Source organism: Bacillus sp. MM09(2025), assembly GCF_050496725.1.
Taxonomy (GTDB): domain Bacteria; phylum Bacillota; class Bacilli; order Bacillales; family Bacillaceae; genus Bacillus; species Bacillus pumilus.
The window spans coordinates 313,109-338,093 of the sequence record NZ_JBNWEN010000003.1 but is presented as its reverse complement, the minus strand read 5'-3'; the positions used below and the strand labels follow the sequence as shown (position 1 = coordinate 338,093).

Sequence of the window (24,985 nt, the reverse complement as noted above, 5' to 3'; positions counted from 1 at the left end):
CTGTTTCATTGGAGCATACGTTATAAAATCGTTCTCGCAGGCTCTTGCCCAATCATTTGTTCAATTTGATTTTCTTTATTTAACACGACCACTTTTGGTGTATGTGTCTTTGCTTCTTCTTCTGAAAGCATCCCATAAGCAATAATAATCACTTCATCCCCCGGCTGAACCAATCTTGCTGCTGCGCCATTTAGACAAATGACACCGCTCTTTCTTTCACCGGGAATAATATATGTTTCAAGTCTCGCGCCATTATGATTATTGACAATCTGTACTTTCTCATTTGCCATCATACCTGCCGCATCAAGTAAATCTTCGTCAATGGTGATGCTTCCTACATAATGTAAGTTTGCTTCTGTTACTGTCGCTTTATGAAGTTTAGAAGTCATAAAGGTTCTATACATGCTTTTCACCGCTTTCAGGAACATGGAATATCACATTATCAATCACTCTTGCCCGTGAGAATTTCACCGCAATCGCAATGATGACCTGACCTGCTAACTGCTGAAGCGGCTCAAGCTCTGGATAAGAGTAAATCTCGATATAATCAATTTCCCCGCTAGTTTGAAGAATTTCCTCTTCTACCAACTGATAAATGCGACTGACGTCACGTTCACCTTTTTCAACCGCTGACTGTCCTTTTTTCAATGCGCGGTACAAAGCAGGAGCTTCTTGTCTTTCTTTATCAGACAAGTACACATTTCTTGAACTTTTCGCTAAACCGTCTTCTTCCCTAACTGTCGGCACTGAGACGAGGTGAAGATCAAAGAAGAAATCCTTGATCATCGCATCGATCACAGCGACTTGCTGTGCATCCTTTAGACCAAAGTATACATTTGTTGGTGCTACAAGATGAAATAGTTTTGTAAGCACAGTAACAACACCGTTGAAATGTCCTGGACGTTTTTTCCCGCATAAGACATCAGTCCGCTTTTGAACCGTCATCGTGATCGATGGTTCATTTGGATACATTTCTTTCACATCAGGTGTAAATAAAATATCTACCCCTGCTTCTTCTGCAAGGCGCTGATCTCTTTCCATATCCCTTGGATAGGATTCAAAGTCTTCGTTCGGTCCAAATTGCAAGGGATTGACAAAAATACTCATTACCACAATGTCATTTTGATCCCTTGCTTCTTTCGCAAGCGTCAGATGTCCTTCATGAAGAAAGCCCATCGTTGGGACAAAGCCGATGGAATGCTGTTTTTCTTGATGCAGCTTGATCAATTCCTTCAACTCGTGAATATGGGTGACAACGTTCATTTTTTGATACCCCCATATAAACCATCAAGGACTTCTTCTTTGATATGAAATGTATGCTTGTCTTCTGGAAATGTGTGTGCTTTTACTTCTTTTGTATATTGAATAAGCGCTTCTTCTAATACAGTATCAATTTGCGCGTATTGTTTCACAAACTTAGGTGTCCTAGACACGCCGTATCCTACCACATCATGGTAAACGAGAACTTGTCCGTCTGCCTCAGCCCCTGCACCAATCCCGATGACAGGAATCTTCAGCATGTCGGTAATTCGTTTTGTCAGTTCACCAGGTACGCATTCAAGCACAAGTGCAATCGCACCAGCTTCCTCACATTTTAAGCTGTCTTCTATCAATTTCTGCGCACTTTCGTGGTCTTTTCCTTGCACTTTATACCCGCCAAGTACTCCAACTGACTGAGGTGTGAGGCCTAAATGACTGACGACAGGAATTCCGCCTCTTGTAAGGGCTTGAATGGATTCAAATACTCCATCTCCACCTTCTAGCTTTAAGGCATCCGCACCGCTTTCTTGCATGATGCGTGCTGCGTTTTTCAATGTTTCTGCTAATGAATAATGGTAAGACATAAATGGCATATCCGTCACAATAAATGTGTCTTTTGCGCCTCTTTTCACTGCTTTTGTGTGATGAATCATGTCATCGATCGTGACTTGTACTGTCGAATCTAATCCAAGTACAACCATCCCAAGTGAATCACCGACTAAGATCATGTCGACTTCCGCTTTTTCTGCTTGCTTTGCAGATGGATAGTCGTATGCTGTCAGCATTACAATCGGTTCATTTTGTTCTTTCATTTTGAAAAAATCTAGCTTTGTCTTCATTTGTTCCTCCTCATTCTGGAGAGGAGATGGCTTGCCTCACATCACATGTTTTGATCTCTCATGCGCGGCGAATCATCCCTCTGTCCAAGTCCCTTAGGATCAAGGCAGAAATTTATCAAATTTTTGTTTCTAACAGGTACAGCTCTTTTCAGATACTGCCCACACGAAGTATATCAAAAATGTGCCGGGTGTTCCACTTAAGTTGACTTGATCTCGATGTCTGCGGAGTAGATTTTTTGGATCCCTTCCTCCGTTTCAAGCAATAAAACACCTTCTTCATTGATTCCGAGCGCTTTTCCAGTGTATTGCCCATTGACGGTACGGGCCACAATATGCTGACCGATCGTCATCGCAAACGATTCCCATAATTGTTTAATGGGCGCAAATCCATGGTTCATATAATCAGCATACCTTTTTTCAAATGTGAACATGATCTGTTGGATGAGCGCAGCACGGTCCACTTTTTCATTCAGTTCCATTCGCATGCTCGTAGCGACATCCTTTAGTTCATCCGGAAAGTCATCTGCCGTTTGATTCACATTAATGCCCGGTCCAATAATCACAGCATGAACCTGATCCGCCTCTGCTTTTAATTCAGTCAAAATACCAACGACTTTTTTCCCGTTTAGCAAAATATCATTTGGCCATTTAATAGAGGGGCTGAGTCCTGTTTGCTCTGCAATAGCTTCTGCGATGGCTACAGATGCCAAAAGCGTCATCTGCGGCGCTTTGTGCAGCGGAATTTCAGGGCGTAGAATGAGACTCATCCAAATGCCTGTCCCATTTGGTGAATGCCACGTTCTTTGAAGGCGGCCTTTCCCGTTTGTCTGATGATCACTGACAACGAGCGTGCCGTGGGGCGCACCTTCATTTACAAGATCATGGGCAATCAGCTGTGTGGAAGCGACTTCTTTCTGAAAATAAATGTGTCTGCCAAAGCTCTCTGTGTCGAGACCAAACAGAATTTCGTCCTCACTAATTTTGTCCGGTTTACGTAACAGGCGATATCCTTTTCTTCTGACGGCTTCTACCTCATAGCCCTCTTTTCTAAGGTCCTCTATATGCTTCCAGACAGCCGTTCGAGAACAGCCAAGCTCATCACATATTTGCTGACTTGAAACAAAGTCCTGACTAGATGCTGTAAATAGTTCGATTAATCGTTTTCTAATTGCTGATCGCATGCTGTAAGCCACTCCTCTATGGCTTCTTTTCGGTTTTCCAAATGATTGTGCAGAACGGCATTTTTCACCAAATTAAGCTCTTCTGCGATCCATTTTCCTGATGTCTTTTGCCGAAAGGCCATTAAATCTTTACCTGAAACAGCGAGGTCTTGAAGCGTTTTAATCGGCAGTGCATCATAAGAACGCTTCGCAGCCTCCAGCTCGTCAAAGAAAATGCGGCGCTCGTGTTTTAGCTGTGTGATCTTCAAGCTAGATAAGAGCACGTGTTCACCAGCCTCGAACATCTTCTCCGCATCCCAGTCACAATCGACGTATCGGCTAATGGCCACCGCGTCTTTTAATAGCTTTGTTGACAGCTTCCATTCTTTTAAGAAGAGCACAGCCTCCTCTTCATCTAAGCCAAACAAATGGATAACAGCTCCCCATACTTCTTCCAGTCCATCCAGTAAATAATACGGAAATGACTGAAAAGATTCTTGTAGACGATCCTTTTTGAGACCCGGCAATTCTTCATACAATTTGGTAGAAATGAGCACTTTGATCGCCCGCTCACAATAACGTCCTTTTAAAAGCTTTTCCATTTCAATCTTTTTGCGTTCAACGGATATGTTGGCAAGGAGATGCTTATCTTTTTCCATTGCCTCAGCCGTTTCTGCAGCGAGCTCAAAACCAAGCTGGCTTAAAAAACGGACCGCTCTCATCATCCGAAGCGCATCTTCTTGAAAGCGGCACGCAGGATCTCCTACGGTTTGAATTCGTTTCCGCTCAATATCCTGTTTGCCCCCTACATGGTCAATGATCTCCCCATTTATATCCATGGCCATCGCATTGATCGTTAAATCTCTTCTTAAAAGATCTTCCTTCAAGGATGTGATAAACGCCACTTCTTTCGGTCTGCGAAAATCTTCATATTCTGATTCAGTTCGAAACGTTGTCACCTCATAGCTAATCCCATCATGTAACACAATGACAGTGCCATGCTCTTTGCCAACATCAACTGTTTTTTCAAATAAAGACTCGACCGTATCAGGCGTTGCATCCGTTGCTATATCGATATCGCCGATTTCCCTGCCTAAAAGGACATCTCTCACTGCTCCGCCGACAAAGTAAGCCTGATGCCCATGTTCGTGCAGTGTATGTAAAATAGGGATCGCATGTGTGAATGGTTCATTCATGTTCATCATCACCTTCGATCAATTCTAGGTAAAGCTCTTCATATTCACTCACAATTTTTTCAGAAGAGAAATGGGCTTGAACGCTAGACTGGGCCGCCGCCGACACTTGCTCATGAAGCGCTTTGTCTTTCAGTATAGAGACTGCGTGTTTAGCTGCCGCTTCTATATCGCCGAGCGGGACAAGGAAACCTGTTTCCCCATGTGTAATGACTTCTGGAATCCCGCCAACATCAGTCCCAATACACGGGACACCACATGCCATTGCCTCAAGAAGCACAAGTCCGAAGCTCTCTTTCTCAGATAGAAGCAGCTTCAAATCACTGATGGAATACAGCTCTTCTACTTTCTCTTGCTTCCCTAAAAATAACACGCGGTCTGTCAGCCCTAGCTTTTTCACGAGTTCGCAAACAACCGATTTTTCTGGACCGTCCCCAATGAGCAGCAGTTTTGCATTCACCTGTTCAGAGATTTTTTTAAACACATGAATGACATCATGCACCCGCTTCACCTTGCGGAAATTCGATACATGGATGACGACCTTTTCATCATGTAAAAGACCATAGTGTCTCTTCAGCACATCGTGATCTTCACGCAAGTATACACGCTCATCGACGAAATTATGGATTGTTTCGATCTTTTTATTTGGTTTGATGAGGTCGTACGTCTGCGCAGCTAATGAATGCGACACCGCCGTTACCCGATCTGATGATTCGATCGCAAAGCGAATGACTTCCTTTAGTGATGGATCATAGCCTAATACCGTAATATCCGTCCCATGAAGCGTCGTGACGACTTTTACAGAGTGTCCCATCATTTGCTTCGCTAAGTACGCACAGACGGCGTGAGGCACCGCATAGTGCGCGTGAATAATATCAAGCTTCTCTCGTCTTGCGACTTCTGCCAATTTACTTGCTAATGCAAGGTCATAAGGCGGATATTGGAAAACAGCGTATTGATTGACATCCACCTCATGAAAATAAATATTCGGATACACTTTATTGAGCCTAAACGGAATACTTGAGGTAATGAAATGAACATCGTGCCCTTTTTCAGCTAAACGTTTTCCAAGTTCCGTCGCAATAATGCCAGAGCCGCCGACACTTGGATAACAAGTGATTCCGACCTTCAGTTTTTTCATAATTACCCCCCAAGTAAGTCGTCATCGATCAAAAGTGGTTTCTTTGTGATAAACCCTTCTGCATAAGCTTTATTGACTTCTCTTCCATACATAGACTCTCTCATTTTGACAAAATCAATATACCCGTTCACAAGAGGTGTCTCAACTGAATTCGCCGATTTCACAAATTGGCTTCGATACGCATGCAGGCTATCAATCTTTTGATGCATTTCCTCAGAAATATCAATCACAAAATCTGGACGATGATGGCCATTAATCATGTAATAATACATTTGACTTATTTTATGCGCTGGCTGCTTGTATGAATCTTCAAATTTATGTATCCCTGCCGAAAAAGCAGCCTCTTCTACAAGTGAACCCGCATGACCATGATCTGGATGCCGATCTTGGTGATGCGGAGCAAAAATTAGTTTTGGTTTGTATGTACGAATCACGCCCGCAATGTCTTTCATTGCTTCGTCATTTAAATAAAGCCCTCTGTCTGGCAGTGTGAGCTGGATTCGCGTTGACACGCCTAAAATGGCGGCAGCCGCTTTCGCTTCCTCTTTACGGCTCTCTACCGTTCCATTCGAGGATAATTCAGCCTGGGTCAAGTCGCAAATCCCGACACGTGCCCCTTTTTTTACGTATTTTGCAATCGTTCCGCCCATACCGATCTCTACATCATCGCTATGGGCTCCGAATGCAAGGATATCAAGTCGTTTCATTTGTTCCTCCGTTTTTTGCTACATCTCGAAAATCAAACGTACCTTTATTTAAATTCCTGACTAAAATTTCAGCCGTCCCCATATTGGTGGCAAGTGGAATGGTATACACATCGCAAAGCCGAATGAGTGCAGATACATCTGGTTCATGCGGCTGCGCTGTAAGCGGGTCTCTAAAAAAGAGCACAAGGTCCATTGCATTATCAGCAATTAAAGCACCAATCTGCTGATCTCCCCCAAGTGGTCCTGACTGAAAACGATGAATGGGAAGCCCCGTCGCTTCTTTCACTCTCAAACCTGTTGTCCCTGTTGCGTAAAGTGTATGATTTGCCAATATATCACGGTACGCAATAGCAAATTGGATCATGTCACTTTTTTTCTTATCGTGAGCGATTAAAGCAATGTTCATCAGGAATCCACTCCTTATTAGTCGATGATATTTTCTAAACCATAGACGAGCTGATCAATGTGCATGACTTGTTCAACTGAAAGCTTTACACCTGACATAAACGAGGCACGGTTATAAGAATCATGACGAATGGTAAGCGTCTGTCCGTCCATTCCAAACAGTACTTCTTGATGTGCGATCATACCCGGAAGTCTTACGCTGTGCAGACGGATACCGTCATAATCTGCACCTCGTGCACCTTCGATTAATTCTTTCTCTTCTGGATGTCCTTGCTTTTTGCTTTCCCTGACTTCTGCAATCATTTCAGCTGTTTTAAGCCCAGTACCGCTCGGGGCATCTAGTTTTTTATCATGGTGAAGCTCAATGATTTCAACGTCAGGAAAATAATTCGCTGCCATTTTGGCAAACTTCATCATTAAGACCGCACCGACAGCAAAGTTTGGCGCAATAATGCAGCCTATGCCCTTTTCTTCTGTTAATTGCTGGAGCTCTTTCAGGTCAGCTTCAGAAAATCCAGTGGTCCCGACGACTGGACGCACGCCATGTTCAAGTGCCTTTTTAGTATGTACTTTCCCAATTTCTGGTGTCGTCAAATCAATTAATACATCAGGTGCTGTCTCTGAAAGACACACATCAATATCTGTATAAATTGGCGCCTCAGATGTCGTATGAATCACATCAGATAATTTTTTTCCTTCGTGCGCGTGATCAAGGGCTGCCACAAGCTCAAAATGGCTCGTTTCTTCTGCCAGCTTCACAGCTTCTATCCCCATTCTTCCTCTTGCTCCAGCGATTACTACTTTGATGGTTTGGTTCGTCATCGTCTCTACTTCCCTTCTTTTTTCGTCCAGCGGTCTTTGTCTCTTGTATTGAATTTATGCATCACACGATCATGTGCTTCCTCTAGTGATATATCTAGTGAATTAGCGAGACATGTTAATACAAACAAAACATCGCCAATTTCTTCTTCCATGCTTTTTTCCGTTTCCGTTGTTTTTTTCGGCTTTTCTCCATAGTAATGGTTAACCTCTCTTGCTAGCTCACCTAATTCTTCTGTTAGACGGGCCATCATAGCAAGCGGGCTGAAGTAACCTTCTTTAAATTGTCCTATGTAATCATCTACTTCTTGCTGCACGTGACGCAGCGTTTTTTCATTCGTCATGAAGCTCATCCTCCTATCCATCTCTTACATGTTAGCGAAATCATAAATATTTGACAAATGTTTAAAACTCAGTTTGCTTGTTTCTCTCCCATACCATATAATATTATCGCTGTCTAAGCAAAAAAAGGAGTGGTCTCTTGCTAAAAGAAATTCGTCTTAAAAATATCGTATTTATTTTAATAGGATCTGCGATTTTTTCTTTCGGTCTTGTTCATTTTAATATGCAGAACAATTTGGCGGAAGGCGGATTTACAGGTATTACACTGCTTTTATATTTTCTATTCCACATTGACCCATCCATTTCAAACCTTGTCTTAAACATTCCGATCTTTTTTATCGGCTGGAAAATGCTCGGCAGAACCATGTTTACTTATACAATTGTAGGAACCGTCAGTCTTTCTGTCTTTCTTGCCATTTTCCAGCGCTTTCAAATACATATGCCTCTCCAGCACGATTTGGCCCTAGCCGCGCTCTTTGCTGGCGTGTTTATCGGAACAGGCCTCGGGATCATCTTTAAGTTCGGCGGTACTACCGGCGGTGTTGACATCATCGCAAGACTCATCAACAAGCATTATCAGGTGGCTATGGGACGAACAATGTTCATCTTCGACGCTTGCGTCATTACGATTTCTCTTACTTATTTAAATTACAAAGAAGCCATGTATACACTCGTCGCAGTATTTGTTGCTGCGAAGGTCATTGACTTCATGCAAGAAGGCGCTTACGCAGCCAAAGGCGCCATGATCATATCTGAAAAAGATGACATCATTCAAAAGAAAATCACAGAGGAAATGGAGCGGGGTGTCACCATTTTAAAAGGGGTCGGTTCCTATACAAAACAGGAGCGCAACGTTCTTTATTGCGTCGTCCCGAAAAACGAGCTTGTCCATCTTAAAAGCGTCGTGACCTCAGTCGATCCTCATGCGTTTGTATCCGTCAGTGACGTGCATGATGTGCTTGGTGAAGGCTTCACATTAGATGAACACAAAAAGCCGCTCAATCCGCATTAAAAAAAGAAGCCCAAAAATGGTGCTTCTTTTTTATGATTTCGGATAATCAGCTTGTCGCTTTTGCTTCTTCTCTTTTTCAGCACGGTATTTCCTAAATCCAACATACGTTAATGTTAATAAAATGATACTTCCCGTTGTTAAAATGACCCATAAAAGCGATGGGTCAGCCTCATCTTGATCAACGTGGGCAAATACACTCGATAAATCCTCTTCAAGCTTCGTAAGGCGCTCAAGCTTTGTCCCACTTGATGCTTTTAAAAATTCACCTTGCTCAATCACTTCCATATGCTGCTTAATCGTTTGCAGCTTTTCAGGCGAAACATCAATGGTTAAACTCGGATAGATCATATCGTATAAAGAAACCAGCTCATTCCAAGTTTCATAAAACGTCGTCGACTCCGGATCCTTCACTTCTTTTTTCAACGTAGGAAAAGACCCCATAATGGGCTTCTCCAGCGAACCCCAAAGCGGCTCAGAATCTGACTGGATCGCATCGAGCAGCATTCTAAACTGAGAGGCATAACGAAGCTTTTCGCGCTCATTCAATTCTTCCTGCGGCAGCCCTTTTATGATATCTTGATAGCCAACTGTAATTTGCCGAATCTGAGTATTTGTCAGAGTTCCGCGCCAATTCTCAGCTTTAAATGTCTTTTCAACATACAATGCGACCTGTAACGCCTCATCATATTTAGCTTGTCTCGTTAGTTGAAAGATTGAATCTGATAGTTCCGTTAATTCTTGCAGCACACTAGCGGCTGTTTCCTCGCCTTTGGCAACAGATGGCTGTAATACGAGAAAAAATAATAGAATCATCGCGATTGGCTTTCGTTTCATGCAAGTCCCTCCTAGCCCTTCTCCATACAGCGTATGAAGAAAAGGACAAGGTTAGACCAATATTGTTAAGGGAGTTCAAGCTTGATCGATTTTTTCGATAGGACGAGATAATATGAAACAAGAAGAACGGCAATGCTCAACCAAAACGTGACGTAGCCGATCTCGTTTGTATAGGCAGACAGCATAGAATAACGCGGCATCATACCAAATACATAATCAATCACATCATTATGTAAAATCCATATGCCAGCTACCACCAAATGACGCATTTTAAAACGATAATACGGTGCAAACAATACAGCTTGAACCGCCATCGCAAAGTGGGACCCAATCAGCATGTACCCTTCCCACGGAAAGTCATCCACAGATAAAAGGACAAAGATATTCATGCCTACAGCCCATAACCCGTACTTAATTAAGGTCACAAGGGCAAGTGCTTCAAAATAAGGAGCGTTTCGTTTCATCAAAAACGCAAGTAGAACAAATAAAAAGAAAAAGCTTGCCGTTGGACTGTCTGGAACAAAAGCTAAAAAGATAGCCGGCGTCTCTACAAGCTGTGGAATATACCAATAGTAGCCGTACACAGTGCCAAGGAAATTGATCATCAAGACTAACACAAGCATGTAGCGCGTGGCTAGCAGATATTGAATCCATCTCATATGTCTCTTCACTCACGATCTATTAAAATCAGAAAAAAGCTGACAGCGCCAGCTTTTTCTCTTTTGAGTATATCCTTGTACTTGCATTTAAACAACTGAATTATTTAGATTTGACCTCAGATAAATATTTAGACAGCTTTTCAAGTTCTTCATCGCTGCCTTTAAAGATACCCTTAGGCATGTTGCCTTTTCCTTCAACAGCAATCTTAGCGATCTCCTCAGGTGCAAGACCGTTGTCAACAAGTGACGGTCCGGCTGCTCCGCCCTGCATGTTATCCCCATGACAGGAGATACATGTCTGCTCCTGATAAATTTTATACTCTTCCGCTGAGGTGTCAATTTCTGCTTCTTTCTTAATTTCACCTTGCTTTGCCGCTGCTTCCCAATCATGAGTAGCAACAGACTCCCACGTTAAATATGTTGCTGCGCCGACTGCAAGGATCATCATCCCCACTGCAACCGGTCTTCTATACGGTCTGCGTTCAGGACCAGAATCAAGAAATGGTGCGAGCAACAGTGCACCAAACGCAATCCCAGGCATAATCATCGCACCAACTACCGTATAGCCGCCTGCAGCAAATTCATATTTTAATAACTGGTACAAGAATAAGAAATACCAGTCTGGCAGCGGAATATAGCCGGTATCTGTTGGATCAGCCATCCGCTCAAGCGGAGGTGCATGAACCACAGTTAGGACAAGAAATCCAATTAAAAAAACGGCACCTACAAGCCATTCCTTTAAAAGAAAGTTCGGCCAAAAGGCTTCTGTTTTTCCCGGATATTCGGAATAGTCTTTAGGTATGTTAGGTTTTCTTTCTGCCGGAATTCTAGAGTCTCCGACAAACTTCATCCCTTTTCCCCTATGCAAAGTCATCCCCTCCTCATTGAACATTCATCAAACGCAACTTTTTTATAGCGGTCCAGAAATTCCTTGCTTACGAATCATAATAAAGTGGGCAGCCATCAGCCCAAATAATGCCGCTGGCAAGAAAAAGACATGAATAGCGAAAAATCTCGTCAGCGTTTGTGCCCCTACAATGTCAGGATGACCTGCAAGCAGCGTTTTGATCTCTTTACCAATGAAAGGTGTCGCTTCTGCAATTTGAAGACCAACCTTCGTCGCAAATAGCGCCTTCATATCCCATGGCAAGAGATAACCTGTAAAACCAAGTCCAAGCATCACAAAGAAAATGAGCACACCAACAATCCAGTTGAGCTCTCTAGGCTTTTTATACGCCCCTTGGAAAAAGACCCTTAGCGTATGTAAAAACATCATGACAATAACTAAACTCGCACCCCAGTGGTGCATCCCTCTGACAATCTGACCAAATGCCACTTCATTTTGTAAATAATAGACAGATTCCCAGGCGTTTTTAATATCTGGCACATAATACATCGTTAAAAACATGCCCGAAAGGACTTGAATGACTGTCACAAAAAACGTTAAACCGCCAAAACAGTACACAAAAGCGGAGAAATGATGTGCTGGATTGACATGCTCTGGCACCTCATGATCCGCAATATCTCTCCATATTGGTGTAATGTCTAGCCGCTCATCTACCCAATCATAAATCTTGTTAAGCATCGTTACCCTTCCCCTTTCGGCACAGCTTTTCCAAGATAGAGGTATCCGTCCTTCACTTGCTGCTTATAATGGTCAAGCGGTGCAAGTGGCGGAGTTCCGGGTACGTTTGTACCATCCTTGTCGTACAGCCCATAGTGGCATGGGCAGAAAAATTTGTTTGGATTTTTCGGATCACTGTTCCAGTTCACTGTACATCCTAAATGTTTACAGATTGGCGATAAAGCGACAATTTCATCCCCTTCTTTGTACACCCATGCTGACCTAGATTCCTTTGACTCATACCATGCATCTACTTGATCAATTTTAAAGTCAAAGCGCTTCGGTTCCTTCGTCAGTTCATCTACACTGACAACTTGAACCATATCCTGATCCTCTGTTCCTTTTAGCACAGGGTCAAGCGCAAAGCGAACCATAGGCATGAGCATTCCAGCGGCCATAAATCCCCCCACGCCGGTCAACGTGTAATTCAAAAATTGACGCCTGGACACTCCATGTCTCTTCTCGCTCATTTTTTTCTCCCCCCCTCAGGTCGTCAGCTACTTTATAACTGAATTAGAAAAAATTTCATAAAACTAGGACACCCTCATAATATATCAATCTATTCACAAGGTCAACAGCCTAAAAAGCTATGTACAATGCAAATGTAAGGGTTTTTATGAAGGGTTCCACTTTTGTAACAAAAAGTTCAAAATTTGTTCTACACTGTCTTGTACAATTTTTTGCTTTAATTCTACCTTTAAATGCTCGAGCGGAACCGGCTTTAACAAAAATAGTGATTCACTAACCGCCGCATGCTCTTTCCATTGGTGATCAGATGAGATTAACACGACATGCTGAAAATGATCTTCTAGCGACCGCTTCATCGTGAAGATGTCTTCTAGTTTTCGGTCATTGATTTCTACATATGTATGTGGTGGAAAAAGAAAGACCCGCCCTTTCAGCTGCCTTTCAAGTTCCTCTGCTACAAGAATGGTAAACTCCCCTAAAGATACGGTTTGTTTGATTTGATTCGCATCTATTCCAACTAATGGAATGATAGCGGTATCAATGTAATCTTTAGATTGCAAAAAGCGATCCGCATCCTCCGCTTGAAACTTCATCAATTTCCCCTCTTTCATGACATAAGCCCTGCCTGGATAGGGCAAGGCTTATTCGTTCAGTTTATGACAATAGGCTTAATTCTCTTGCTAACTTATTAAATGTTTCTTGATCATGACGGTCAAGTGCTTCATCTATCTCTTTCATAAGCCGTTCTTTTTGGAAAGTTGCGATCGAGTGTTCAAGCACTTTCTCCGCAAGATCCTTATCCTTTTCGTTCTCATAAAGATCCTTTGGAATATGAGGATTTGTTTCAAGCACAGCTGCATATTCCGGAGAGCGATAAGCAGAACGGAAATTCAATTGAATAAACAAATCTTGCTGTTTATTCAAACGAATATCATGAAATGACTTTTCAGCATCTGTCGTCATGATGTTTTCTTTATAAAATCTAAAGGGAACTTCATCCACACAGTGTGTTGACATAATGATTCCCCTTGGGCAAAATTCTGCTTGCTCTACAAAATGAACCTTTTCCATCAAAGAGTCGTGACTCATTAAATAATTTAATATCCAAACACACTCTCTTCGCTTTAACTGATAATGGTTTAAAAACCACCGGATGAATTCCTTCTTTTCATTGACAGAAACAGGGGTCTGCATGTTATTCCCTCCTCTATCGTAAATTAAATTGCTATACATGAATTATTCAACAAACCAGTTCTTCATTCCTGCAAACTATAAGGAAATTTCGTCTTCAATTCTTAAAATCGTTTCTTCGATTTCTTCATTCGTGCCATCTTTCTGAAGAACTTTGCGTAATAGCGGCAATGCTTCTTTTTGTCTGCCTTCTTCTAAAAGGAACGATGCGTATTCATATAAAAAGTCACGTTCCTCATCAAAATCAGGCAGAGCCAGCTTGAAGTACTCAGCTGCTTCTTTATATTCCTCTCGTCCAACAGATGCTGATGCAGCATACCAATTCCATTTTGGATCATCTTCCCCAAAGCTTTTAACCTCTTTAATGACATCCAAAATTTCATCAAAAAGCTCTTCATTTAAATAGATCGCGAGCAATGTTTGAATCGCTTCAATATATCCCGGATCAAGAGCAAGTGCTTCTTGAAGCAGCTTTTTCGCATCTTCTGAATCCCCATTTTTCAAGTCAATCTTTGCACCATATAAATATAATTCTTTGTTATACTCATCAATTTTAATACCCTCTTTTACTACCTCTAAAGCCTCGTGATATAGTCCTTCTTCCTCATAACTTTTCGCTAAAGGCATATATAGAGACGAATAAGATGGATCAATATCTTTTAGTTCTGAAAGCTGCTGAATGGCTGTTTTCGTTTGGCCAGCCCTCATCGCTGTAAATCCGTAGCCAAAAAGTGTATTCGGATCTGTTTGACCTTTCACTGCCTTTTCGTACCATTCAAGCGCATCTTCAAATTCTCCAGCTGTGCTGAGTGATTCAGCAAGCCTCTGATAAACATTGACGCCGCCAACCTCATGTTGTTGATCTGCAACCTTGTAGAAATAGTCGGCCGCTTTCTTTGAAAGACCTTGTGAAAAATACAATTCACCTAATGCAAAATCAATAATGGCTTCATTTGGGAGCAGCTCTTTTGCTTTTAAGAGCTTTTGTTCACTGACTTCAAATAGTCCTTGCATTTGATACAAATCTGCCATTAACAGTAGGCTCTCTGGATACGCATCATCATCTTCAGGAATCGTCTCTAATACCGAAATCGCCTTTTCTTCTTCATCAGAGTCAATCAGAAGTTCTGCATAAAAACATGTTAACCCTGTTTCCTCTGGATATAAATCATGTAAATCACTGATGAGATTTCTCGCTTTATCGATATCTCCCCAATCATAATATAACTGAGCTGCCTGCGCCTTTTCTTCATCATTCAAATGCTTTTCTGCCTTAGCAAGCGTTTGAAGTCCTTTTTCAGTCTCACCCGCCTCAACTAATTTTATGGCTTCTTGTAATGAACTATTCAAATCAAACCGTTCCTTTCTGTTTTCCAAAAACCTAAACTATTGTTACTTCATATCATAATCGACAGGTACTCATCCAGCAAATATGTTGCACTTTTAAAATGAACACATTTTTGTGTTTTAAAGACTGTTTTTCATTTCATCCTTTACGAAACGGAAGTTTTGTAAACTAAAAACGCCTGAAATTCATTTTTTGATCAAATAAAATGAATTTTTTCCAGGTTTCATCTTGAGACAAGCTATGCTATATTCCTTACAAATATGCCTAAGGAAAGAAAAAGCCTGAGGACATCCTCAGACTGTTTTTGTTAAGTATTCAATATGTTCAAAGAAATTCGGGTATGAAACGCGTACAGCATCTGTATCTTCAATCTCAACCGCTTGCTTTGTGATACATGCAGCAATCCCAAGCATCATCCCGATTCGGTGATCTCCGTAGCTTGACACGACTGCGCCGCCTTGAAGCGTGGTTTTACCATGAATCTTCATACCATCATCTGTTGCTTCAATATCAGCACCGAGTTTTTTAAGTTCTGACACGACTGTATCAATTCGATTGGTCTCTTTTACTTTTAACTCAGCAGCATCTTTAATGATCGTTGTTCCTTCTGCTTGTGTCGCTAGAAGCGCTATAATTGGAATCTCGTCGATAAGTCTTGAAATCACATCACCAGAAATTTCAATCCCTTTTAATGAAGAGGTCGAGATCGTTAAATCACCATATGGTTCTCCACCTTTTGCATCTACTTCATTGATCTCAAGATTCGCACCCATTTGTTTCAGAACATCAATAATGCCCGTTCTTGTTTTGTTTAGCCCGACATTTTTTAACACAATTCGGCTGTTAGGAACAATCGATCCAGCAACAAGGAAAAATGCAGCTGAGGAGATGTCTCCAGGAACAAATATATCTGTTGCTTTTAATGCTTGACCGCCTTCAATGGAAACACTTTGTTCATCTTCATCTAGTTTCACACCAAACATGGAGAGCATTCTTTCTGTATGATCTCTTGATTTATGTGGTTCAGTTAATGTCGTTGTGCCCTCTGCTTGAAGCCCTGCTAAAAGGACAGCGGACTTAATTTGCGCACTTGCCACCGGAGACTCATATGAGATACCTTTTAAATGGCCGCCACGAATAGACAGTGGCGTATACTCGCCGTTTGCTCTGCCATCTATTTTCGCTCCTAGTTGTTTAAGTGGACCTGTTACTCGCTTCATTGGTCTTTTAGCAATACTCTCATCACCGATCAGTGTACTGTGAAACTCGCAACCAGCTAATATTCCCATCATTAATCGAATGGTTGTACCAGAATTCCCGACATCGAGGACGTCAGACGGCTCCTTGAGCTCTTTCAGTCCCTTTCCATGGATCACAACATCGGTCCCTTTTTGTTCAATTTCAACGCCCATCTTTCTAAAACAATCAATCGTACTTAAACAATCGGCTCCAGGGAGAAAGTTTTTCACCACTGTCGTCCCATCAGCAATTGCTCCAAACATCACTGATCGATGAGAAATGGATTTATCACCTGGAATATGAATGACTCCATTCATAGGAGCATGTTTATGAATTTTCATCTTTGTCACCTCAGTCAGCATAAAATGTATCGTAATTCGCTCTATTTTTTATACAGATCTCTGCACGTTTACGGTCGTTTTCTGTTTGAAAACTAATGCGTAAAATCCCATTAATGTCTTCCCGCGTTTCAATAATACGGATATTCGTAATACTGATGTTTTCATTTGCTAAATGCCCTGTAATCTCCGAAATGACCCCAGGGTGATCTGGTACATCCACATAAAGGTCATAAAAAGCTGGAATGGCACCCTTTTTCCTCAGAGGAAGTCCATCACGATATTCCTTTGCCTCTTGAAAATAAGAGAACAAGCCTTCAGCGTCTTCTTGCTGTACAAAGGTCTCAATGCGGTCGATCTCTTTTTTCCATTCATGGAACCGGTCTAAAATCTTGTTTTTGTTGTGCAGAAGGATATCTCGCCACATTGCAGGGTTGCTTGACGCAATACGTGTAATGTCACGAAAGCCTCCAGCAGCAAACCGTTTGACGAGTGGGAATTGTTCTTCAAAATGATGTGCTTGATGCACAAGGCTGGCTGCAACAATATGAGGGAAATGACTAATCACACTTGTTACACCATCATGTTCTTCTGGGGTCATCTCAATAAAATGAGCATTTGTCCCCTTTAACAAGTCCTTCAAACGATCAACAGCCTCTCGGTTTGTTTCCTTTGCCGGGGTTAAAATGTAGAACGCATTTTCAAATAAAAAGTCTTTCGCTGCTATGACACCTGACTTGTGAGAGCCTGCCATTGGATGTCCACCAATAAATTGATAGTGCTTAGGAAGCGTTTTTTCTGCAAAATGGACGACCTTTTGCTTTGTGCTGCCGACATCGGTGATTGTGAGCTCTCTCTCAATTCCAGAGTTTGCAATATCACGAAGCATCTTGACTGTTTGCTGAACGGGTGTTGCCAAAATAATAGTCGCAGATTCAGCCAAACCTGCCGCAAATGAATCAGCTGCTAAATCAATGATACCCAGCTTTGTTGCTGCAACCATTTGTTCTTTGGACACATCATATCCAACAATTTTTTTATGAGGATACTCTTTTTTAATCGACAGTGCGATGGAACCTCCAATTAAACCAAGTCCAGCGATTAATATTGTTTCATTTGCATCATTCATGTTCATCACCTGTTTTTTCGCGAAAATTAAAAAAGCCATTTCAACAGCTTATATGTATGAGGTTGGTACAATGAAAGCCATATCCTGTAAAAGGATATGACTTTATGGTTATGCTACGCACGAATGCTTTGCAATAAATCAGCAAGTGTACTTAGAATTTCTGCATTTTGCTCCATTGTCCCGACCGTAATACGTAAAGACGTTGGAAAACCAAGTGCTTTACCAGACCTAACAATGTAGCCTTTTTCCAATAATGCATTGAATAATTCATCTGCATCTCTTTTAAAATCAATCAGCACGAAGTTTGTTTGAGACGGATAAATAAATAGTCCAAAACGGTCAGCAAAATCTTGATATTGCTTGAGCCCTGCTTCATTTTTTTGTCTGCATGATTGAATGAAGTCTTGATCTTTTATCGCTGCACGAGCTGCTGCCTGAGCAATACGACTCGTATTAAACGGCTCTCTCGCTGGTTCAATCGCAGTAATCAACTCTTCTGATGCAATGCCATAGCCTACTCGAAGCGCGGCCAGTCCATACGCTTTAGAAAACGTACGGAGTACGATGACATTTTGATAGTTGTGTAATAAAGATAAGCTGTTCGGAAAGTCTTCCGCACGAACGTATTCGACATATGCTTCATCTAGTACTACAAGCACATGAGCTGGTACTTGATCTAAAAACGCCACAAGCTCAGATTCTGACAAATGATTTCCTGTCGGGTTATTCGGGTTACATACCCAGACAACCTTCGTATTCTCATCAATCGCATCAAGCATGCCCTTTAGATCGTGAGCTCCTCCGTCTAAAAGCGGCACCTCTCGAATCTCTGCCCGCTCAATGATTGCATTGTGACGATATTGCGGAAAAGACGGAGCTGGGATGACGGTATTTGTATGTTGGTCAAGGAATGCCCTAGCAATAATTTGCACAAGTTCATCTGAGCCATTCCCGAATATTAATTGTTTTTCATTTACTTGAAGAAACTCAGCAAGCTCTGTCCTTAAACTTGCGCTGTATCCATCTGGATAAATCGCTAAATGTTCGAGTTCAGCTTGTATCGCCTCTCTTGCATGCGTGGAACATCCAAAAGGGTTTTCATTTGAAGCCAATTTCACAATTTTGTCTAATTGATATTCTTTTTTGACCTCTTCAATTGGTTTCCCAGGTTGATACGGTTTTAGTTGTTTTAATTGATCTTTGATTTGCAAAAGTTTCACCTCATTTGAATGAATAGAGGGGACTAAATGTTTTTGCATAGGTTTCAAATTCTCTTAAAGCGCCTTGACGTGTATCATTTGCTAACAATTGATCTTGAAGTTCTTCAATTTTTTTCACAAGTGCACTGCCTACCACGACACCGTCACTCAGTTTATTCATTGAGTCTACCTGCTCTCTTGTTGAGATACCAAAACCGACCGCAACCGGTATGTGACTCAGCTGTTTCACTTGTTGAATAAAATCAGTAATCGATTCGTCAAAGGTTTGTCTGACACCTGTTACACCAAGAGATGAAACACAATACACAAAACCTTCTGCCTGCTCTACAATATTTACTAATCGTTCCTTACTGGTTGGTGCAACGAGCGAAATATATGAAATGTCATGTGTTTGACAGTTCTTTTGCAGCTCACTGCTTTCTTCAAAAGGCAAGTCGGGTGTTAAGAGTCCCGAAATATGATTTTTGCGCAGTAAAGCGAAAAAGTATTCTGTGTCTAATTGTAACACAGGATTATAATACGTAAATAGAATTACAGGAATTTTTACACCGTTTTTTTTCATCTTCCCTGCTAATTCTATCGCTTTTACGATATTCATGCCATGATTTAGAGCTCTTTTGGAGGCTCTTTGAATGACAGGACCGTCTGCTAGCGGATCGGAATAAGGAACACCTAGCTCAATCGCATGTGCACCGGCTGCTTGAAGAGACAAAGCTAAATCGATCGTGATTTCTTCTGACGGGTCTCCTGCCGTAATAAATGGGATGAATAATTTCTCGCCTTGCTCTAATTGAAATGTGATCATTTGGTTTTGCCCTCACTTTCAAGCACATTCATTAATGTATGCACATCCTTATCTCCTCTTCCTGACAGGCAGACAAGGATGATTTCATCTTCACTCATCGTCCTGCTCATCTCAAATGCCTTGGCTAAAGCGTGTGCTGATTCAATCGCTGGCAGAATTCCTTCCTTTTCTGTCAGCAGCTTTAGTGCATCCAGTGCTTCTTGATCTGTAGCACTTACATATTGAACGCGTCCGCTCGCATGTAAATAGGCGTGCTCTGGTCCGATCCCGGGATAATCTAAACCAGCTGAAATGGAATAGGGCTCAATAATTTGGCCAAATTCGTCTTGGATTAAATAGGTCAAAGATCCATGAATGACTCCTTTTGTCCCCTTTGTAATGGTTGCTGCATGAAGCGGGGTATCGACCCCTTTTCCAGCCGCTTCTACACCAATCAAATCAATCTCATCATCCAAAAACGCTCGGTACATTCCAATCGCATTACTTCCGCCGCCGACACAAGCAATGACTTTATGTGGAAGCCTGCCTTCTTTTTTAAGCATCTGCTCTTTTGCTTCATCACCAATCACCATCTGGAACTCACTGACGATTTGGGGATACGGGTGAGGTCCTACAACTGAACCTATCATATAGAAATGATCACTACAGTGCTGGACCCAATAACGAATCGCTTCGTTCGTTGCATCTTTTAATGTGCCGTTTCCACTTGTGACAGGTATGACTTCAGCGCCAAGGAGCTTCATTCGGAATACATTGAGAGATTGTCTCTCCACATCCTCTTTTCCCATAAATACCGTGCACGATAATCCAAACTTTGCGGCCACCGTTGCAGCTGCTACTCCGTGCTGTCCAGCGCCTGTTTCCGCGATGATGTTTGATTTCCCCATTTTTTTTGCAAGCAGTGCCTGACCAAGTGCATTGTTGATTTTATGAGCACCTGTATGGTTTAAATCTTCTCTTTTTAAATAGATTTTTGCGCCGCCGAGGTATGCAGATAATTGATCAGCATATGTCAGCGCAGTCGGTCTGCCTGAGTAGTTTTGCAATAGAGAAAGATATTCTTGCTTAAAAGCGGGGTCTTCTTTTAATTCGTTAAATGCTTGTTCTATTTCTTTGAGTGGCTGCATGAGTGTCTCGGGAACAAATTTCCCTCCAAATTCTCCATATCTGCCAAGCTCATTTGGATATGCGTACATCGTTTAACATCCTTTCTTCGAGCGCTTTGATCTTAGCGCTGCTTTTCTTCCCGTTTTCTTCTATACCGCTTGAAAGATCGATCGCTTTTGGGCCATAGGCAAGCAGCTCTGACAGCGTTTCAGGTGTTATCCCGCCTGCAATGATGCATGTTTTCCCCAGTCGTTTTGCTTGCTGATTGTATACAGGTACCGCTTCCCAAGCAAAAGCTGTGCCAGAACCGCCTCTCATCCCTTTTACTTTCGCATCAATGAGAAAGCCATCGACAAACGGCGCAAATGCCGTCATTTGATCAAGTGTTTCTTTTATATTGGGATCGTGATGAAAGACTTTCCACACTACCGCCCCTGTTTGTTGTTTTATTTGTTTTGCATCCTCTCGTGTTTCATCTCCATGCAGCTGCACGATATCTAAAGGAATATGTTTAGTGATGTCACACACTTTTTGGATTTTTTCATTTACAAAGACACCAGTAATCTCTTTCTCGCACTGCGACTTCATGAGCCATTGTTTCACTTGATCTGGATCGACTTGTCTTTTACTTGGAGCAAAAATAAATCCGATCGCATCTGCTTGAGATTGGGCAATGCATTCTACATCTTCTAGTGAGACCGCCCCGCAATATTTTAAAAAAGGTTTCATCGTGTCATTCTCCAAATAACGTCTGAACGGCTTTTTCTTGTGAGGGTTCTCTCATTAATGATTCACCTACAAGGACAGCACTCGCTCCATGTTTTTTGACAAAGGTTAGATCATCAAATGTCTGAATACCGCTTTCACTTACTAATAAGACATCCTTTGGTACAAGTGGTGCAATCTCTTTTGTTTGCTCAACTGTTGTTTTAAATGTCTTTAAATTTCGGTTATTCACGCCAATGATTTCGGGGGTGAATATATTTAAGATATGTTCCAGTGTATCTTCTGCGTGAACTTCGACAAGGATATCTAGTCCTTTTTCCTTTGCTTCAGCATAGAGCTCATGCAGCTGTTGCGGTTCAAGTACTTCTCCAATTAATAAAATGGCATCTGCACCGATACGTCTCGACTCTTCTATTTGTATTGAATCGATGATAAAGTCTTTTCTTAAAATTGGACGTGCGACGTGTTCTTTAATGTAGGAAAGATACTCGTTTTTCCCTTGAAAAAATGGTTCATCTGTTAAGACTGATAAGCAGTCAGCATTCGATTTTTCGTATGCTTTTGCTGTTTGCAGAGGATCAAAATTCGGCTGAATGATTCCTTTGGAAGGAGATGCCTTTTTCACCTCAGCAATCAACCCAATCGAACGGTGAGGATTCATGAGTGCTTCTTTAAATGATCGTCTTTCATAGTGTCCATCATGAGGTAGCTGCAACGTTTGGATATGTTCTTTTTTGCGTGCAATGATTTCATTAAGCATAGATCTCTTCCTCTTTCGTTTTTTGTTTTAAACGAGCCAATTGTTCTTTGGCTGCTCCGTTTTTAATCGTTTCTAATGCTTTTAATGTTCCTGCCATGAGGCTTTCTGACTTGCCTGCGACATATAAAGCCGCTCCGGCATTCAGAGCTGTAATATGAAGCGGTGCCCCTCCTGTTTGATGATTCAATATATTCTGAATCAATTTCGCACTCTCTTCCGGTGATTGGACCTGAATATCTGATAAGTATCCTTTTTCCAATCCAAAGTCTTCTGGGTTTAGCGTATATTCTGTCATGGCACCTTTTTTAAGTTCAATCACATATGAATTTGCTGTAATCGTTAATTCATCCAGCCCGTCTTCCCCGCATACAAACAGGACATGCTCTGGTTCTAATGGGGCAAGGGCTTCTGCCATTAATTTTGCCTTTTCCTTTGCATACACACCGATGATTTGCTTTTTGGCTTGCAGCGGGTGGCAAAGCGGCCCTAATAGATTAAATACCGTCCGGAAGCCAAGCTGCTTGCGGACTGCTGCTACTTGTTTCATAGATGAGTGGTACAGTGGCGCAAATAAAAAGCCCATGTTTTTCTCTTGTATTTGTTTTCTTGTTTCTTCTGGCGTGGATTGAATGTGAATCCCAAGACACTCTAGCACGTCGGCACTTCCGCTTTTAGAAGAGACTGAACGATTTCCGTGTTTTGCGATTTTAGCACCAGCGGCGGAAGCTACAATAGCAGCTGCAGTTGATATATTAAATGTAGAGAGTCCATCGCCTCCTGTGCCGCATGTGTCAACGACATCAAGTAACCTTTCCGCTGGTTCTGCTTTTTGCCGCATGGCCTTCACAAAGCCCGTCATTTCTTCAGCGGTTTCTCCTCTATGTGCTAAAATCGATAGACTTGCAGCGACTTCAGCATCTGTTAAAGAGCCGCTCATCATATCATGCATTAGTCTATGTGCTTCATTTTCTGATAGGAAGCCTCCGTTAACAAGAGCTGATAGTCGCTGATTCATTCTGCACACTCTCCTTTTCTGAGAAAATATGTTCAGCAAGCTGAATGGCCCTCAGAAGCGCTCCTGCCTTGTTACATGTCTCTTCCCATTCATTTTCTGGAACAGAATCTGCGACAATGCCAGCGCCTGCTTGTATGGAAGCGGTCTGATCTTTCACGCTCATGGTGCGAATGGTAATACAAGAGTCGATATTACCGTCGAATCCAATATAGGCAATACAGCCGCCATATGTTTCCCTTGGCTCAGGCTCCATTTCATTTAATAATTGCATCGCTCTTATTTTCGGTGCCCCTGTTAATGTGCCTGCTGGAAATGCGGACATGAGTGCATCAACTGGGTGTGTATCCTGCTTTAGCTTCCCTGTCACTATGGAGATGATGTGCATAACATGTGAAAAGTTCACAACTTTTGTAAAGGTCGGTACGGACACGCTGCCGTATTCCGCTACGCGGCCGACATCATTTCTGGCTAGATCTACTAACATGTAATGTTCTGCTTTTTCTTTCTCATCTTCTAGCAGCTCTCTTGCCAGTGCGGCGTCCTCTTCTTTTGTTGCTCCTCTTTTTCTAGTGCCTGCGATAGGATGAATTTCTAAGTGCCTATTTTTGGCATGAATTAATCGTTCTGGTGAGCTTCCGACTAAATCACGGTCTTTTAATTTCATAAAATACATGTATGGAGATGGATTTACAATGCGCAGCACACGGTATAATTCAAATGAACTCACTGACACTGGGATATCAAATCGCTGTGAGAGTACGCCTTGAAAAATATCACCCGCTCGAATGTATTCTTTGATTTTTTCTACGTCCTGTAAAAATTGCTCTTTTTCATAGGTTGATGTCACATGTTCAAAAGACGGTGATTCATTCATATTCCCTGATAAAATCAGTTCTTTCATATCGACCCTTGTATGGAGTTTGTGAATCATCTGTTCAAGCTGCTTTTGATTTTCCTTGTAAGCTTGTATTTTTTCGTGTTCTGTTTCATTTCCGGTTAGCTGGGTGTATTGGATAAAATGAACATGATTCGTTTCATGATCAAAGGCAATCATCGTTTGGCAAACAAATAAAGTACAATTGTCTGTCGTAGATGCGCTTCGGTGAGGCCTGACAGAAGGTTCAATGCTTGGAATAAGATCGTAACTTAAGTACCCAACTGCCCCGCCTGTAAACGGGATGTCAACGTCTGGTGTCTTGATTTGATATTGCTCTTTCATCCAGTCTAATAAGTCTTTTAGTTCTTGCTTTTTCATGACCTCTTGCCCTGCCGCATCACGTGCAATATATTCGTTTTGGTCATCGTGTAAGGTTAAAAAAGGATGCAATCCGATGAAGGAATATCTCGACCAGCTAGAAGACTCATCTTTGCTTTCTAGTAAATACACAATATCTGCCTTGAGTTTTTCGACAATTTGAATCGGTGAGAGCGTATCAACTGTAATGGTTTCAACAATCGGGATCGTTTTGTGGGACTCGCTGTCCCTTAAAAATCGGGTCAAATTTGATTGGGAATTCATAAGCACACTCCTTAAATGGGATTAAGGAGAATGAGGGGACATATAGAGGGTTTGTATGAGTATACGAAATAAGCCTAAAAGAGGGGTGCTCTTTTAGGCAGTATGATTAAATAGAAGTATCGTAT

The 24,985-nt window shown here is 41.8% G+C and carries 28 protein-coding genes; 1 reads left to right on the top strand and 27 read right to left on the bottom strand.

Going from position 1 to position 24,985, the window contains the following annotated elements; translation table 11 throughout:
* Window positions 1-20 precede the first annotated feature (20 nt).
* The 10 genes from panD to ACQYAC_RS05970 all read right to left on the bottom strand — a co-directional run bounded on the left by panD (window position 21) and on the right by ACQYAC_RS05970 (window position 7,868).
* Window positions 21-404: an aspartate 1-decarboxylase gene (gene panD / locus ACQYAC_RS06015; RefSeq protein WP_034620444.1), complete on the bottom strand. Its 384-nt coding sequence runs from the start codon at window positions 402-404 to the stop codon at window positions 21-23.
* Window positions 397-1,263 carry a pantoate--beta-alanine ligase gene (gene panC / locus ACQYAC_RS06010; protein WP_429942911.1) on the bottom strand — a complete coding sequence of 289 codons (867 nt, stop codon included), beginning with the start codon at window positions 1,261-1,263 and terminating at the stop codon, window positions 397-399. The genes panD and panC overlap by 8 nt, the downstream gene beginning before the upstream one ends.
* A complete protein-coding gene (gene panB / locus ACQYAC_RS06005) occupies window positions 1,260-2,099 on the bottom strand; it encodes a 3-methyl-2-oxobutanoate hydroxymethyltransferase (protein WP_058014831.1) in 840 nt (279 codons plus the stop codon). The genes panC and panB overlap by 4 nt, the downstream gene beginning before the upstream one ends.
* Window positions 2,100-2,296: 197 nt before the next feature.
* Window positions 2,297-3,280, bottom strand: coding sequence for a biotin--[acetyl-CoA-carboxylase] ligase (locus tag ACQYAC_RS06000; protein WP_429942910.1), 984 nt, complete (start codon window positions 3,278-3,280; stop codon window positions 2,297-2,299).
* The gene (locus ACQYAC_RS05995) at window positions 3,253-4,455 is read right to left on the bottom strand and encodes a CCA tRNA nucleotidyltransferase (RefSeq protein ID WP_268496950.1); all 1,203 of its coding nucleotides are present in this window, start codon (window positions 4,453-4,455) and stop codon (window positions 3,253-3,255) included. Before ACQYAC_RS05995 ends, ACQYAC_RS06000 begins: the two co-directional genes overlap by 28 nt.
* Window positions 4,448-5,593, bottom strand: a complete 1,146-nt coding sequence (gene bshA / locus ACQYAC_RS05990) for an N-acetyl-alpha-D-glucosaminyl L-malate synthase BshA (protein WP_429942909.1) — start codon at window positions 5,591-5,593, stop codon at window positions 4,448-4,450. The genes ACQYAC_RS05995 and bshA overlap by 8 nt, the downstream gene beginning before the upstream one ends.
* Window positions 5,594-5,595: 2 nt before the next feature.
* The gene (gene bshB1 / locus ACQYAC_RS05985) at window positions 5,596-6,300 is read right to left on the bottom strand and encodes a bacillithiol biosynthesis deacetylase BshB1 (RefSeq protein WP_180310600.1); all 705 of its coding nucleotides are present in this window, start codon (window positions 6,298-6,300) and stop codon (window positions 5,596-5,598) included.
* Window positions 6,287-6,706: a methylglyoxal synthase gene (gene mgsA / locus ACQYAC_RS05980; RefSeq protein ID WP_050943855.1), complete on the bottom strand. Its 420-nt coding sequence runs from the start codon at window positions 6,704-6,706 to the stop codon at window positions 6,287-6,289. The genes bshB1 and mgsA overlap by 14 nt, the downstream gene beginning before the upstream one ends.
* Before the next feature lie 17 nt (window positions 6,707-6,723).
* Window positions 6,724-7,527, bottom strand: a complete 804-nt coding sequence (dapB, locus tag ACQYAC_RS05975; RefSeq protein WP_058014826.1) for a 4-hydroxy-tetrahydrodipicolinate reductase — start codon at window positions 7,525-7,527, stop codon at window positions 6,724-6,726.
* Window positions 7,528-7,532: 5 nt separating this feature from the next.
* Entirely contained in the window at window positions 7,533-7,868 is a 336-nt protein-coding gene (locus ACQYAC_RS05970; protein ID WP_003215805.1) for a nucleotide pyrophosphohydrolase, read from the bottom strand.
* Between the two features lie 137 nt (window positions 7,869-8,005).
* Here ACQYAC_RS05970 and ACQYAC_RS05965 point away from each other — a divergent pair, with 137 nt between their 5' ends.
* The gene (locus ACQYAC_RS05965) at window positions 8,006-8,878 is read left to right on the top strand and encodes a YitT family protein (protein WP_003215598.1); all 873 of its coding nucleotides are present in this window, start codon (window positions 8,006-8,008) and stop codon (window positions 8,876-8,878) included.
* 30 nt (window positions 8,879-8,908) lie between these two features.
* On the opposite strand, the gene ypjB is transcribed toward ACQYAC_RS05965, so the two are convergent.
* The 17 genes from ypjB to trpE all read right to left on the bottom strand — a co-directional run bounded on the left by ypjB (window position 8,909) and on the right by trpE (window position 24,860).
* Entirely contained in the window at window positions 8,909-9,712 is an 804-nt protein-coding gene (gene ypjB / locus ACQYAC_RS05960; RefSeq protein WP_044141118.1) for a sporulation protein YpjB, read from the bottom strand.
* Window positions 9,713-9,777: 65 nt separating this feature from the next.
* Complete coding sequence (locus ACQYAC_RS05955; RefSeq protein ID WP_058014824.1) at window positions 9,778-10,371, bottom strand: DUF1405 domain-containing protein; 594 nt, start codon at window positions 10,369-10,371, stop codon at window positions 9,778-9,780.
* Between the two features lie 100 nt (window positions 10,372-10,471).
* Entirely contained in the window at window positions 10,472-11,239 is a 768-nt protein-coding gene (locus ACQYAC_RS05950) for a menaquinol-cytochrome c reductase cytochrome b/c subunit (protein WP_003215888.1), read from the bottom strand.
* Between the two features lie 42 nt (window positions 11,240-11,281).
* On the bottom strand, window positions 11,282-11,956 hold the full coding sequence (gene qcrB, locus ACQYAC_RS05945) for a menaquinol-cytochrome c reductase cytochrome b subunit (RefSeq protein ID WP_003215804.1): 675 nt from the start codon (window positions 11,954-11,956) through the stop codon (window positions 11,282-11,284).
* 2 nt (window positions 11,957-11,958) lie between these two features.
* The gene (locus tag ACQYAC_RS05940) at window positions 11,959-12,465 is read right to left on the bottom strand and encodes a ubiquinol-cytochrome c reductase iron-sulfur subunit (protein ID WP_007500911.1); all 507 of its coding nucleotides are present in this window, start codon (window positions 12,463-12,465) and stop codon (window positions 11,959-11,961) included.
* A 144-nt stretch (window positions 12,466-12,609) separates the two neighbouring features.
* On the bottom strand, window positions 12,610-13,056 hold the full coding sequence (locus ACQYAC_RS05935) for a YpiF family protein (protein WP_061408352.1): 447 nt from the start codon (window positions 13,054-13,056) through the stop codon (window positions 12,610-12,612).
* Between the two features lie 61 nt (window positions 13,057-13,117).
* Complete coding sequence (locus ACQYAC_RS05930) at window positions 13,118-13,657, bottom strand: ReoY family proteolytic degradation factor (protein ID WP_003215573.1); 540 nt, start codon at window positions 13,655-13,657, stop codon at window positions 13,118-13,120.
* 75 nt (window positions 13,658-13,732) lie between these two features.
* Window positions 13,733-15,004: a tetratricopeptide repeat protein gene (locus ACQYAC_RS05925; protein WP_429942908.1), complete on the bottom strand. Its 1,272-nt coding sequence runs from the start codon at window positions 15,002-15,004 to the stop codon at window positions 13,733-13,735.
* Window positions 15,005-15,295: 291 nt separating this feature from the next.
* The gene (aroA, locus tag ACQYAC_RS05920; protein WP_323640872.1) at window positions 15,296-16,582 is read right to left on the bottom strand and encodes a 3-phosphoshikimate 1-carboxyvinyltransferase; all 1,287 of its coding nucleotides are present in this window, start codon (window positions 16,580-16,582) and stop codon (window positions 15,296-15,298) included.
* Between the two features lie 10 nt (window positions 16,583-16,592).
* Entirely contained in the window at window positions 16,593-17,708 is a 1,116-nt protein-coding gene (locus ACQYAC_RS05915; protein WP_169057094.1) for a prephenate dehydrogenase, read from the bottom strand.
* A 113-nt stretch (window positions 17,709-17,821) separates the two neighbouring features.
* Entirely contained in the window at window positions 17,822-18,919 is a 1,098-nt protein-coding gene (gene hisC / locus ACQYAC_RS05910; RefSeq protein WP_429942907.1) for a histidinol-phosphate transaminase, read from the bottom strand.
* 10 nt (window positions 18,920-18,929) lie between these two features.
* The gene (gene trpA, locus ACQYAC_RS05905; protein ID WP_429942906.1) at window positions 18,930-19,733 is read right to left on the bottom strand and encodes a tryptophan synthase subunit alpha; all 804 of its coding nucleotides are present in this window, start codon (window positions 19,731-19,733) and stop codon (window positions 18,930-18,932) included.
* Complete coding sequence (gene trpB, locus ACQYAC_RS05900; RefSeq protein WP_429942905.1) at window positions 19,730-20,929, bottom strand: tryptophan synthase subunit beta; 1,200 nt, start codon at window positions 20,927-20,929, stop codon at window positions 19,730-19,732. Before trpB ends, trpA begins: the two co-directional genes overlap by 4 nt.
* Entirely contained in the window at window positions 20,910-21,569 is a 660-nt protein-coding gene (locus ACQYAC_RS05895; protein ID WP_429942904.1) for a phosphoribosylanthranilate isomerase, read from the bottom strand. Before ACQYAC_RS05895 ends, trpB begins: the two co-directional genes overlap by 20 nt.
* A gap of 4 nt (window positions 21,570-21,573) precedes the next feature.
* A complete protein-coding gene (gene trpC / locus ACQYAC_RS05890) occupies window positions 21,574-22,326 on the bottom strand; it encodes an indole-3-glycerol phosphate synthase TrpC (RefSeq protein ID WP_058014815.1) in 753 nt (250 codons plus the stop codon).
* Complete coding sequence (gene trpD, locus ACQYAC_RS05885) at window positions 22,319-23,341, bottom strand: anthranilate phosphoribosyltransferase (protein WP_429942903.1); 1,023 nt, start codon at window positions 23,339-23,341, stop codon at window positions 22,319-22,321. Before trpD ends, trpC begins: the two co-directional genes overlap by 8 nt.
* The gene (gene trpE / locus ACQYAC_RS05880) at window positions 23,313-24,860 is read right to left on the bottom strand and encodes an anthranilate synthase component I (protein WP_429942902.1); all 1,548 of its coding nucleotides are present in this window, start codon (window positions 24,858-24,860) and stop codon (window positions 23,313-23,315) included. Before trpE ends, trpD begins: the two co-directional genes overlap by 29 nt.
* Window positions 24,861-24,985 lie beyond the last annotated feature (125 nt).